The sequence below is a fragment of the Peribacillus sp. NPDC056705 genome (assembly GCF_043656335.1).
Genome location: NZ_JBHTYI010000001.1, coordinates 137,197 through 149,501, shown reverse-complemented (window position 1 = coordinate 149,501; position 12,305 = coordinate 137,197). Strand labels below are relative to the sequence as shown.

Here is a 12,305-nt window from a genome sequence, read left to right as displayed (position 1 = left end):
TTTTCCAAAACATCTGAAACGAATTGGAAGTAATCCATCTTTTCTAACTATAAATACGTACTTAGTGCCCCAGCTCAGTTCACTTCTAGGTTAATTATAGTATAGGTGAATAATCAACGTCAAAGAGGATTCAAAAATGTCGTTATTTCTCTAATTTGACATCTAAATTATATTGTGGCACAACCCTGTTTATCATGCCTTGTATTCGCTGCAATTCCTCATTTCTTTCTTTTTCCGTCTTGATTTTGCCTTTATCATGGACTGTAACATGTATGGTATTTCCATTAAACCAAACGGAGCCCGCCTCATAATTAGTTTCCGATTCGATGACTTCGCGGATTTTATCAATTTGCTGCCCCATGGATGGAGAATTATTGGATGTATGATGAGGGGTGTTGAGGACCTGATCTGATGGCCGTTCCGTTTCATTGTCCCAATCCTTATTGGATACCTGATTTAAACCCTTGCCAACAAAATCCCTGCCATCACGGGATTGATCCCCATATTCCGAATCATTATTTATTGCATTGTCATTCTGGCCGCATGCCGTTAGTACAGCAAGCAGAAAGGCCGTCATAATAAGCAGTTTCGATTTCATATTTTTTCCCTCCATTTTGACTGGTTAAGAAGAACATTTCCCCGTTAGCCTGCCCAAAATGGGGCAATATTTATCTTTTATTTCCCTTCCATGTATTGGTCATGCAACCTCCAGCAGTTTTTCCGCCCCTTATAATTCTTCCCAACCATTTCTTCATAAAAAAGATACCCTACGATCTCAGTGGATCATAGGGCACCATCATTCAAATATGTTCTTTAATCCCAACAGCCTGCTTACCCGGAACTTCGTGATGATGGCGGCAGCGGGGCTCGTATGATTCCGATGCACCCACAAGGATGATCGGCTCATCATAGGAGGCCGGCTCCCCATCTATCAATCGCTGTGTCCTGCTCGCAGGCGATCCGCACACTTCACACACAGCCTGCAGCTTAGTCACCGATTCTGCAAGCGATAATAGAACAGGCATAGGACCGAATGGCTCACCTCTGAAATCTTGATCGAGTCCAGCCATGATCACTCGATAACCGCTGTCCGCAAGATGCTGGGCAACCCCGATGATTTCATGATCAAAAAATTGCACTTCATCTATTGCAATGATATCCAGGGGCTTGTCCAAATACTTAAAAATATCCGTTGAATGGGCAATCGGTTTTGCCATCACAGACGAGCCATTATGTGATACGACAGCCTCTTCCGCATAGCGATTATCAATAGCTGGTTTAAATACAGCTATTTGCTCTTTAGCAAATTGAGCACGGCTGACTCGTTTAATCAATTCCTCAGATTTACCTGAAAACATGCTTCCGCAAATAAGCTCGATCCAGCCTGTTTGTTTCATTACATACATGGAAACAGCTACTCCCTTCCACCTGTCGATCCCTTGACCATAATTGAAGTCGACCCGGCTTTATATAAATTCTTACTTGTTTATGGAAAAGAAAAAACAGGCAAGAAAAATACTTGCCTGTTTTTTAAAAAGTCCGGCTTATTTAATACCGTATTTTTTGTTGAAACGATCAACACGTCCGCCAGCTTCAGCGAATTTTTGACGACCAGTATAGAATGGGTGGCATTCTGAACAAGTCTCAACTTTGATCTCTTCTTTAACTGAACCAGTTTCAAAAGTGTTTCCGCAAGAGCAAATTACTTTTGAAAGCTTATAATTTGGATGAATTCCAGTTTTCATTCTTTTCAGCTCCTTATGCCCTGAATCATTCGAAACAGAGTTATATACTTCAAGTTGAGGGAATAGCACCCTCACATTTATTGTAAAAACACATGAACTCATTATAACAACTTAAGACTAGTTGTGCAACTGTTTGTTTCTTACAGGGTTTAAGAACGTTTTACGCTCGCTGGCCCCTTTTTCATTTCTGTCATCTCTTCATCCAGCTTACTGAAAAATTCTTCATTACCCTTTGTCTGTTTTAGACGGCGAAGGAATTTCTCCGAGAAATCAGGCGAATCTGACATCGTTTTCCTAATGGCCCATAGTTTATCCAGGCGATCCTTCGGAATTAACAATTCTTCTTTACGAGTGCCCGAGCGACGAATATCGATTGCCGGGAAGATGCGTCTTTCGGCAAGTGCACGATCTAAATGCAGCTCCATATTGCCCGTACCTTTAAATTCTTCATAAATGACATCGTCCATTCTTGAACCCGTATCTACCAATGCTGTAGCAAGGATCGTAAGGCTGCCGCCTTCCTCGATATTCCTCGCCGCACCGAAAAAGCGTTTTGGACGGTGGAATGCAGCAGGGTCAATACCCCCTGATAGTGTACGCCCGCTCGGCGGAATGACAAGGTTGTATGCACGGGCAAGCCGGGTGATGCTGTCCATTAATATGATGACATCCCGTTTATGCTCCACAAGGCGCATGGCTCGTTCCAATACCAGCTCAGCCACCTTGATATGGTTTTCCGGCACTTCATCGAAAGTTGAACTTACCACGTCTCCTGCGACGGAACGTTCAATGTCCGTCACTTCTTCCGGGCGTTCATCGATCAACAGCACAATCAATTCCGATTCGGGATGGTTTGTGGTTATCGCATTGGCAATTTCCTTGATAAGCATCGTTTTACCGGCTTTTGGCGGTGCGACAATCAGACCACGCTGCCCAAAACCGACCGGTGCCAGCACATCCATGATCCTGGTCGATAAGTTCTTCGGTGTCGTTTCCAGTTTAATTTGCCTGTTTGGATACAGCGGCGTTAAACCCGGGAAGTGGACACGCTCTTTAGCCGATTCCGGATTATCGCCATTGACTGCTTCGACATGCAGCAATCCATAATAGCGCTCGTTTTCTTTTGGAGGCCTTACCTTACCGGACACTTTATCTCCATTTCGCAAATCGAACCTGCGGATCTGTGAAGCAGAAATATAAATATCCTCCGAGCTTGGAGAATAATTAATTGGACGCAGGAAACCGAAGCCCTCTGAAGGTATGATCTCTAAAACGCCCTCCATGAATAGGAGACCATCCTGCTCAGCTTGCGCTTTCAGGATAGCGAATATAAGTTCCTTTTTTGAAAGTTTGCTGTAATAGGAAACTTTATATTCACGCGCGTGCTCATATAGATCCTTTAGTTTCATGTTTTCTAAATTAGAAATAGTTAAATTCATTATGACACCACACTTTTATTAATTAAACGTTTTCACCCATACTGAAAAAGAAATGGTTTGTTAGATGGAAGAAAAACCGCAATCCATGTACCCGACCAGAGTTTTCTTAGAAAGGATGATACATTTTTACATGTAAAGAAGAAAATTATTTGAAGGCTTCTTGAAGTTTGGAGTGAAAGGGCAGATTTTCAATTTATTAATAGTAGACCAAGCTTTATTTTACTTTTTTTATTTTAATTATTCAACTTAAATTTTTTTAAAGAGAAAGCGAGCGCTGAAACCGCTCGCTTTTTAAAAGTGATTTTTCTAAAATATGCTATCAGTCAATCAAGCCATTCGGTTTAATCTTAAGACTGTGACGCCCATCAATGAATCGAACGGTACCGGATTTAGCACGCATGACCACGGATTGAGTTTCACCGTAATGTCCTTTAAATTGTACACCGCGTAGAAGTTCTCCATCAGTCACACCTGTTGCAGCAAAAATTGCGTCATCTCCGCGAACAAGGTCTTCCATTCTGAGGACTTTTCCTAAATCAAGGCCCATTTTTCCACAGCGCTCCACTTCTTCATCGCTATGAGGAACAAGCTTACCCTGAATTTCCCCTCCAAGGCATTTCAAGGCAACGGCTGCAATAACTCCCTCCGGAGCTCCGCCAGAACCGAATAAGATATCAACACCGGTAAGATCGAAGGCCGTATTTATGGCTCCAGCTACATCTCCATCGTTGATCAACTTGATACGTGCCCCCGCCTCACGAAGTTCATGAATGATCTTCGAATGACGATCACGGTTCAATACTGTTGCAACCACGTCTTCGATATCTTTATTCTTTGCCTTGGCTACCGCTTTCAGGTTGTCCAATACGGAAGCATTGATATCAATCTGGCCAACAGCCTCGGGTCCGACAGCTATTTTATCCATATACATATCCGGGGCATGAAGCAAGTTCCCCTTATCGGCTATCGCCAATACAGCCAATGCATTCCAGCCGCCAGATGCAACGATGTTCGTTCCTTCCAAAGGATCAACAGCAACATCCACTAGCGGCCCAAGACCAGTACCAAGTTTTTCACCAATATAAAGCATTGGCGCTTCATCCATTTCCCCTTCACCGATTACAACCGTTCCTTGCATGGGAATAGTATTGAAAACATCCCGCATTGCAGTTGTTGCTGCATCATCTGCTTCGTCTTTCTTTCCTCTTCCCATCCAACGAGCTGAATTCAGTGCCGCCGCCTCTGTTACGCGGACAAGCTCCATCGATAAACTTCTTTCCATTTCCGGTTCCCCCTCATGTACACTAGCATGATTTATTTATATATTAGTATAACACATTATATCATATATAGTAACACAATGAGGTAACAAGAAAAGGGATCAGCTTTTAAGCTGCTCCACTTCTTCTTTCGTCATTTCTTCACGCCAAATCGTCGCTCCCAAACCTGAAAGTTTTTCAACAAGATGGCTATATCCGCGATCTATATGTTCAAGCCCAGTCACTTCCGTAATCCCCTCAGCCATTAAACCAGCGATTACAAGAGCTGCTCCGGCACGTAAATCGCTTGCCTTCACTTTTGCCCCATGAAGTTGGACAGGACCATCGACGATGCCTGCTCTGCCCTCGACTTTGATCTTCGCATTCATGCGTCGCAGTTCATCAATATGTTTAAACCGTGCACCGTATATCGTATCGGTCACCATGCTAGAACCGCTTGCTTTTGTTAAGAGGGAAGTGAAAGGTTGCTGAAGATCTGTTGGGAATCCAGGGTAAACCAATGTCTTGATATCAACGGCTTTATATTTTTCTCCCGGTGAGACAAATATCTGGTCATCACCCGCTTCAATATTAATCCCCATTTCCCTCAATTTGGCAGTCAATGACTCCAGATGCTGGGGAATGACATTATCAATCAGAATCCCTTCACCAACAGCAGCGGCTAAAATCATGAAAGTACCGGCCTCAATCCGATCCGGTATGATCGTATGCTTGCACCCATGCAAACTTTCCACACCATCAATACGAATGATATCCGTTCCTGCACCCTTTATTTTCGCTCCCATATTGGTCAACAGTGTGGCAACATCAATGATTTCCGGTTCTTTCGCGGCATTTTCAATCACTGTGCGGCCTTTGGCCAAAACGGCGGCAAGCATGATGTTGATCGTTGCCCCTACACTAACGACATCCAAATATATGCGTGCTCCCCGGAGCTCGTCCGCCCTAAGGTAAATGGCTCCTTGTTCATTCGTCACTTGAGCGCCTAGTGCTTCGAACCCCTTAATATGCTGATCTATCGGACGGGGTCCTAAATGGCAGCCTCCAGGCAAGCCAATCACTGCCTTTTTGAATTTACCAAGCATTGCCCCCATCAAATAATAAGAGGCACGTAACTTCTTGACCCTTCCATTGGGGAGAGGCATTGAAATCATCCTGCTTGGATTGACTGTCATTTCTCCTTCATCAAAGGATACCTCACCGCCAATTTCCTCCATTAATGCTTTCAGCATCTGTACATCCGAGATATCAGGCAGGCCTTCAATCGTTACGGGAGAGTCCGCTAAAATTGTTGCCGGAATAAGGGCAACCGCACTATTTTTTGCTCCGCTGACACGAATGCTTCCCTTTAAAGGATAGCCACCGGCAATTTTAAGTTTTTCCATAATAAACTCCCTTCCACGCTAAGCACTTAGAAGCTACTTTCAAAAGTAATATTTTACCACAGGAAAATTGCATAATCCGACAACATTTACTATCTAGTTCTTTAGTTTACACAAAAGTAGAAAATTCATGTAAAAAAAAGATAAAAATTTCTAATTTATGTTAATTTTATTAAAAAGGTGCAATCTATAGCGACTTAGCGGCAAGGCATTATGCTTCAGTACGTGAATTCCAATCGTTCAAGAAGGCTTCAATCCCTTTATCCGTTAATGGGTGGTGGAATAATTGCATTAAAACTTTATAAGGGATCGTTGCAATATGTGCCCCTTTAAGAGCCGCTTCTGTAATATGCATTGGATGGCGGATGGAAGCTGCAATGATCTCAGCATTGATATCATGGATTGCAAATATGTCGGCAATATCCGAAATTAAATCAAGTCCATTTTGGCCAATGTCGTCCAAGCGTCCTAAAAATGGCGATACATAAGTTGCTCCTGCCCTAGCTGCCAATAAAGCTTGGTTGGCACTGAAAATAAGCGTGACATTCGTTTTGACACCTTGTTTTGTAAGTGCTGAAACAGCCTTCAAGCCATCTGGGGTCATTGGCACTTTAATCGTGATATTAGGTGCAATGGCAACGAGTTCCTTGGCTTCAGCCATCATTCCTTCAAAATCAAGCGCAATGACTTCAGCAGAAACGGACTCCTTAACAAGGCTTGTGATTTCTTTTAGCCGGTCATGGAAAGAAACTCCCTTTTCTCTTGCAACAAGGGACGGGTTAGTCGTAACGCCTGCTAAAACGCCAAGTTCGTGCGCTTGTTTGATTTCTTCCATGTTTGCTGTATCTATAAAGAATTTCATAAAATATCCTCCGTATGTAATCGATTTTTTATTTCCCTATATGCCTCTGAATTCTAATTGTTCTAAAAATGGAGCCCGGATTCAGCCCTGCATCTAAAAGAAACCATTAGGGGGGAGCCCCCCCAATGGGAATATTGCCTTTATCATCATCTTACATTTAAGGGGATGGAACCCTTATGTTACGTTTATAAATTATGCTTTGCCGTTTGAACCGAATTCACGTATTTTGCCGATGACAGTTTCTTTAATGGCTTCACGGCCAGGTACCATGTATTTACGTGGATCGTACACTTCAGAATCGTTATTCAAAATTTCACGAACCGCTTTTGTGAACACAATTTGATTTTCCGTATTCACATTGATTTTTGATGTTCCAAGTGAAATGGCTTTTTGGATATCTTTCGTAGGTATGCCTGTACCGCCATGAAGAACAAGAGGTTTCTTCGTTAAATCACGTACTTCTTCCATTTCTTTATAGCCTAGGTTAGGTTCACCTTTGTATGGTCCGTGAACGGATCCCAAAGCTGGAGCAAAACAGTCGACATTCGTTTCTTTAACTAACTGTTCACATTCTTGAGGGTCTGCATATACGACTCCATCAGCGATTACATCATCTTCTTGTCCGCCAACCGTGCCCACTTCCGCTTCAACCGAAACATTCCGTGCGTGAGCGAATTCGACAACCTTCTTGGTTGTTTCGATATTTTCATCGATCGGATGATGTGAAGCATCGATCATTACTGAAGTGAATCCGGCTTCGATGGCTTCCTTACATTTATCAAAACTTGAACCATGGTCAAGGTGAATCGCCACAGGAACAGTGATTTTCATGTCTTCCAACAATCCTTGAACCATCATGACAGTCGTTTTAAAACCACCCATGTGACGGGCAGCACCTTCGGAAACACCAAGGATGACTGGAGATTTTTCTTGTTCTGCAGCGGCTAAAATAGCTTGAGTCCATTCAAGATTATTGATATTGAATTGACCTACTGCATATTTTTCATCAAGAGCTTTATTAAGCATATCTTTCATAGAAACTAAAGGCATTTGATTTCCTCCTAGTAGTGGATGTTATGATTTTTAAAGTTAATTCTTTCTAGATATTCCCTAAAACCAAAGTAGCATACGCTTATAAATCAGAATATCTCTCCTCTTTTAGGATATCAATACATCAAAAAAACAGCAACAATTAGCACTATTCCATGCCTCAAATTTTATTCCAAAAAAACACGGCCCATCTAAAAAAAGATAGCCGCGGCAATTTCCCCGTCAATAATATAAAATTTTCAAGACCGTTAACTTGATTGAATCGGTAAGTATTCTCGAACGGCCTTTCTAATATCATCAATATCAAACGGCTTTGCAAAGTGTGTCATTGCCCCTAAATCCTTTGCTTCCTGAATCATATCAAGTTCACCATATGCCGTCATGATGATAACCCGGATGTCCGGATCGACGACTTTCATCCTTTTCAAGATCTCAATGCCATCCATTCCCGGAATCTTCATATCCAGCAATACCAGATCAGGTGAATGATTATTTAGAACTTCCAATGCTTGAATGCCATTAGCCGCTTGAAATGTTTCATACCCTTCTTTATGTAAAACCTCGTTCAATAAAATACGAATCCCGAATTGATCATCAACAATCAATATTTTCCCTGGCATTTTATCACCTCTCCCCTTCCCGATTCATCAATAAAATATATTTGCCTATTCGGCCATAATACCCGAAAAAGGGTAGTTACATAGATTGCGTTAAATCACTTGAGGTCCAACGCATATATTCCATCATGATTTCTATGTTCATATTCGATAATTGTAACAAAATTCCTGCTTTATGGCTAAAAGGAATTTCAATTTTTTTGTTTTTTCGACCGATTTAGTAAATTCACCCCTTCCGGGTCAATAACCCTGAAACCTGTCAATGCAAAGGAAAGTCCATTATAATAAGTATATTATTTTTTAAAGGAGTCCCTGATCATGTTAAAAATTTTCTCGACACAGATAAGCGGTTTATTTAAAAAAATGATTGAAAATGAGGCATTTGAAATGGAGGATGCCGGACGCTTGCTTGCTCAGGCTGCGGTTGGGGACGGTTCTGTGTTCATTCATGGTTTTGGTGAAATGCAGGGCGTCACTGCCGAGGCCTTAAATGGGGCAGAACCCTTTCCCAAGGCAAAAAGATATGAATTAGGGGAAACCATTTCCAGGGAAGATCGATTTCTTATATTCAGCCGCCATTCGGACGATTCTGAAGCATTGATGCTGGCAAAACAACTCAAGGAAAAAGATATACCATTTGTTGCAGTTTCTACATCCGTTCCTTCTGAAGAAGATTCTCTTTTGGAGTTGGCTGACGTTCATATTGATCTACGCATCCAACGGGGATTGATTCCCGATGAAACTGGAAGCCGATATGGGTACCCTACCCTCATTGCCGCTCTTTTCGCTTATTATGGGATTAAATTCACTCTTGAAGAAATCATAAGAGAATATGAAGATGAAGAATGATATCTTCATCCTAAACACAAAAAAACAGCCACATGGGCTGTTTTTTTATTTATTAAAGATTTTTGCCGTACTTTAATGACATACCGACAAAGTCACGGAATAGCGGCTGCGGACGGTTAGGACGTGACGTGAATTCCGGATGGAATTGAGAAGCCACAAACCAAGGATGATCTTTTAGTTCAATGATTTCAACTAGACGACCATCTGGACTTGTACCGGAGAACACGAATCCTGCCTCTTCCATAGCTTGACGGTAGTGGTTATTGAATTCATAACGGTGACGGTGGCGTTCATAAACGACCTCGTCGTTGTACGCTTCGTATGCTTTAGTTCCTTCAATAAGCTTACATGGATACAGACCAAGACGCAGTGTTCCGCCCAAATCTTCTACATCCTTCTGCTCAGGAAGAAGATCGATGATTGGATCTGGAGTATCTTCCTTAATTTCAGCTGAATGCGCTTCTGGCAATCCCAGGACGTTGCGTGCATACTCGATGGACGCCAACTGCATGCCTAAGCATATTCCGAAGAATGGTTTCTTTGTCGTGCGGGCAAATTCGGTCGCTGCAATTTTACCTTCAATTCCACGATCTCCAAATCCGCCAGGGACAAGGATTCCATCTGCATCTTGAAGAAGTTCAGCAACATTTTCTTTCGTTACGTCTTCGGAATTCACCCAATTGATTTCAACATCTGCATCAAATGCGTAACCAGCATGCTTAAGTGCTTCCACTACAGAAAGATAAGCATCTTGTAATTCAACATATTTTCCGACTAAGGCGATTTTCGTTTTCTTCGATAAAGAAGTCACCTTTTTGACTAGTTCCTTCCAATCTTCCATATCCGCTTCGCCACAGTCCAATTGCAAGTGGTCACAAACGATTTGGTCCATATTTTGTGCTTGGAGCGCAAGAGGGATGGAGTAAAGTGTATCCGCATCTAGACATTCGATAACGGATTTTTTATCGATATCGCAGAATAAAGCGATTTTATCCTTCATATCTTGTGAAATCGGGCTTTCTGTACGTGCAACGATGATATTTGGCTGAATGCCAAGACTGCGTAATTCTTTTACACTATGCTGTGTCGGTTTTGTTTTCATTTCACCAGCTGCTTTGATGTAAGGAACCAGTGTACAATGGATATACATAACATTATTGATGCCGATATCACTCTTGATTTGGCGAATCGCTTCAAGGAATGGAAGAGACTCGATATCCCCTACAGTACCGCCAATTTCAGTGATGACTATATCAGCATTCGTTTCATTGCCAGAACGGAAAACGCGTTCTTTAATTTCATTCGTGATATGGGGAATGACTTGAACCGTTCCACCTAGATAATCGCCACGGCGTTCTTTCCTCAGGACGGTTGAATAAATCCTTCCTGTAGTCACATTACTGTGTTTACCAAGGTTGATATCAATGAAACGCTCATAGTGTCCCAAATCCAAATCCGTTTCAGCACCATCATCCGTTACAAACACTTCACCATGTTGATATGGACTCATCGTACCAGGATCCAAGTTAATATAAGGGTCAAACTTCTGGATCGTAACATTCAATCCCCTATTTTTTAATAATCTACCTAAAGAAGCGGCCGTTATCCCTTTTCCCAAGGAAGAAACTACTCCACCTGTCACAAAAATATATTTTGTCATCTTATATCCTCCTATAGAATGTTTTCTTCCAATTCTGTTCTTCACATCATTGAATCGGAACCTGAATCGAATCTTCCGCCACATGGGCGGTTAAAAGCTAAAAAACCGTAAACCAGTACAAACCATTAATCACTTAAAGGTCTTTAGTGAGAGTCATGCAGGATACATGAACAAGAATAAATTTCCTTAAATGACGTAAACATAATAATGTTCTCTATAGTTTTTACAATTCTACGAGAAATCATTTTTAAAAATAAAAAAATGATGTCATTTATTCATTCCATCATTAAAAACAAAAACGCTCCGCTTACAATAAAAGTAAGGGAGCGATATAATTTAATCATTGTGTCCTTTTTTAAGGAGCCCAAAAATGATTCTACAAATTTCGCCTCAAAAAGTCAAGGGCGATTATTTATTTCTCATCCTCTTCATCCAAGTCATCTGCGTCTTCATCTTCATCTTCATCTTCATCATCTTCCAGGACAAATGCATCATCTTCGATTATTTCTTCTTCCAGATCGTCGTCATCATCCACGTCATCATCCAAAAGCACTTCGTCGATGACTGGAGAACCTAGAATATCATCATCGTCGTCATCTTCATCTTCGTCCAGATCATCGATATCTTCTTCAAAGTCAAGGTCTTCGTCTTCCAGTTCATCGAAATCGTCGATAACGACAGCTGCCTTTTTGGCTTTCTTTTTCTTTTTAGGTTTTACAACATGTACGACTTCTTCTTCAATCTGGTCAACCGGGTACCATGTTTTCAATCCCCAGCGGTTGTCTCCAAGTGAAGTGAAACGGCCATCCACATTTAAATCCGTATAGAATTGTGCAATTTTCTTTTCCACTTCCGCTTTAGATAAATGGTGCAGCGAAGCTAATTCACTTATTAAGTCTTTAAATGGAATCGGTTCATTTCTTTCCACTAACAAATCATATGCCATCTCTATTAAGGACATTTCCAACAATTGCTCTTTTGAGTATTGTTTTAAACTCAAATTCCGCACTTCCCTTCTCTATTCAAACACTGAATTCCGTGTTTTTTCACATAAAAAAATAATCTAAAACAGTATTTCGATAAAATAACGACAATTCCTGCTAGACATATACTCCATTATAAACAATCTAATTGGGTTTATGCTAGTTCTATATGATACTTTCACACATTTACCTAATTGTCTATCATTCAAAGAAAACCAAAAAGGTAAATATCATTCCTTTTTCTTTTTGGATTTCTGACGATAGGCTGCGGTAAAAAAGACAACCGTCAGGATAAAAAAAGAAATGGCGCCCAGTTGATGCTCATACAGTTCAAATAAAAAAATGATGGCAAGAATGTAACCTAAGATTAATCCAATCATTTTCAGGTTCATTTCCTCAACTCCAATAGGGCTGATTCTTCATTTTTGCCCCTTTTCC

The 12,305-nt window shown here is 41.3% G+C and carries 13 protein-coding genes; 1 reads left to right on the top strand and 12 read right to left on the bottom strand.

Annotation, left to right across the window (positions count from 1 at the left end; translation table 11 throughout):
* Nucleotides 1-142 precede the first annotated feature (142 nt).
* The 9 genes from ACFRAK_RS00715 to ACFRAK_RS00675 form a co-directional block, all read right to left on the bottom strand.
* Nucleotides 143-598, bottom strand: a complete 456-nt coding sequence (locus tag ACFRAK_RS00715) for a hypothetical protein (RefSeq protein WP_387601378.1) — start codon at nt 596-598, stop codon at nt 143-145.
* Nucleotides 599-800: 202 nt separating this feature from the next.
* The gene (locus ACFRAK_RS00710; RefSeq protein WP_034315845.1) at nt 801-1,406 is read right to left on the bottom strand and encodes a thymidine kinase; all 606 of its coding nucleotides are present in this window, start codon (nt 1,404-1,406) and stop codon (nt 801-803) included.
* A 138-nt stretch (nt 1,407-1,544) separates the two neighbouring features.
* The gene (rpmE, locus tag ACFRAK_RS00705) at nt 1,545-1,745 is read right to left on the bottom strand and encodes a 50S ribosomal protein L31 (protein ID WP_034315847.1); all 201 of its coding nucleotides are present in this window, start codon (nt 1,743-1,745) and stop codon (nt 1,545-1,547) included.
* Between the two features lie 149 nt (nt 1,746-1,894).
* Nucleotides 1,895-3,184 carry a transcription termination factor Rho gene (rho, locus tag ACFRAK_RS00700; protein ID WP_228467574.1) on the bottom strand — a complete coding sequence of 430 codons (1,290 nt, stop codon included), beginning with the start codon at nt 3,182-3,184 and terminating at the stop codon, nt 1,895-1,897.
* 319 nt (nt 3,185-3,503) lie between these two features.
* On the bottom strand, nt 3,504-4,466 hold the full coding sequence (gene glpX / locus ACFRAK_RS00695; RefSeq protein ID WP_192207266.1) for a class II fructose-bisphosphatase: 963 nt from the start codon (nt 4,464-4,466) through the stop codon (nt 3,504-3,506).
* A 99-nt stretch (nt 4,467-4,565) separates the two neighbouring features.
* A complete protein-coding gene (locus tag ACFRAK_RS00690) occupies nt 4,566-5,849 on the bottom strand; it encodes a UDP-N-acetylglucosamine 1-carboxyvinyltransferase (RefSeq protein WP_387601383.1) in 1,284 nt (427 codons plus the stop codon).
* Between the two features lie 208 nt (nt 5,850-6,057).
* The gene (gene fsa, locus ACFRAK_RS00685; protein WP_034315855.1) at nt 6,058-6,708 is read right to left on the bottom strand and encodes a fructose-6-phosphate aldolase; all 651 of its coding nucleotides are present in this window, start codon (nt 6,706-6,708) and stop codon (nt 6,058-6,060) included.
* Nucleotides 6,709-6,900: 192 nt separating this feature from the next.
* Nucleotides 6,901-7,758, bottom strand: coding sequence for a class II fructose-bisphosphate aldolase (locus tag ACFRAK_RS00680; protein WP_260286901.1), 858 nt, complete (start codon nt 7,756-7,758; stop codon nt 6,901-6,903).
* Between the two features lie 248 nt (nt 7,759-8,006).
* Nucleotides 8,007-8,378, bottom strand: coding sequence for a response regulator (locus ACFRAK_RS00675; protein WP_034315860.1), 372 nt, complete (start codon nt 8,376-8,378; stop codon nt 8,007-8,009).
* Between the two features lie 315 nt (nt 8,379-8,693).
* Between ACFRAK_RS00675 and ACFRAK_RS00670 the strand changes: the two genes are divergently transcribed.
* Nucleotides 8,694-9,224 (top strand): DUF2529 domain-containing protein, encoded by a 531-nt coding sequence (locus ACFRAK_RS00670; RefSeq protein WP_387704427.1) that lies wholly within the window; start codon nt 8,694-8,696, stop codon nt 9,222-9,224.
* 52 nt (nt 9,225-9,276) lie between these two features.
* Here ACFRAK_RS00670 and ACFRAK_RS00665 read toward each other — a convergent pair whose 3' ends face one another.
* The 3 genes from ACFRAK_RS00665 to ACFRAK_RS00655 form a co-directional block, all read right to left on the bottom strand.
* A complete protein-coding gene (locus ACFRAK_RS00665; protein ID WP_394571159.1) occupies nt 9,277-10,884 on the bottom strand; it encodes a CTP synthase in 1,608 nt (535 codons plus the stop codon).
* A 412-nt stretch (nt 10,885-11,296) separates the two neighbouring features.
* A complete protein-coding gene (rpoE, locus tag ACFRAK_RS00660; RefSeq protein ID WP_192207271.1) occupies nt 11,297-11,884 on the bottom strand; it encodes a DNA-directed RNA polymerase subunit delta in 588 nt (195 codons plus the stop codon).
* Between the two features lie 213 nt (nt 11,885-12,097).
* Nucleotides 12,098-12,259, bottom strand: coding sequence for a hypothetical protein (locus tag ACFRAK_RS00655; protein ID WP_387601393.1), 162 nt, complete (start codon nt 12,257-12,259; stop codon nt 12,098-12,100).
* Nucleotides 12,260-12,305 lie beyond the last annotated feature (46 nt).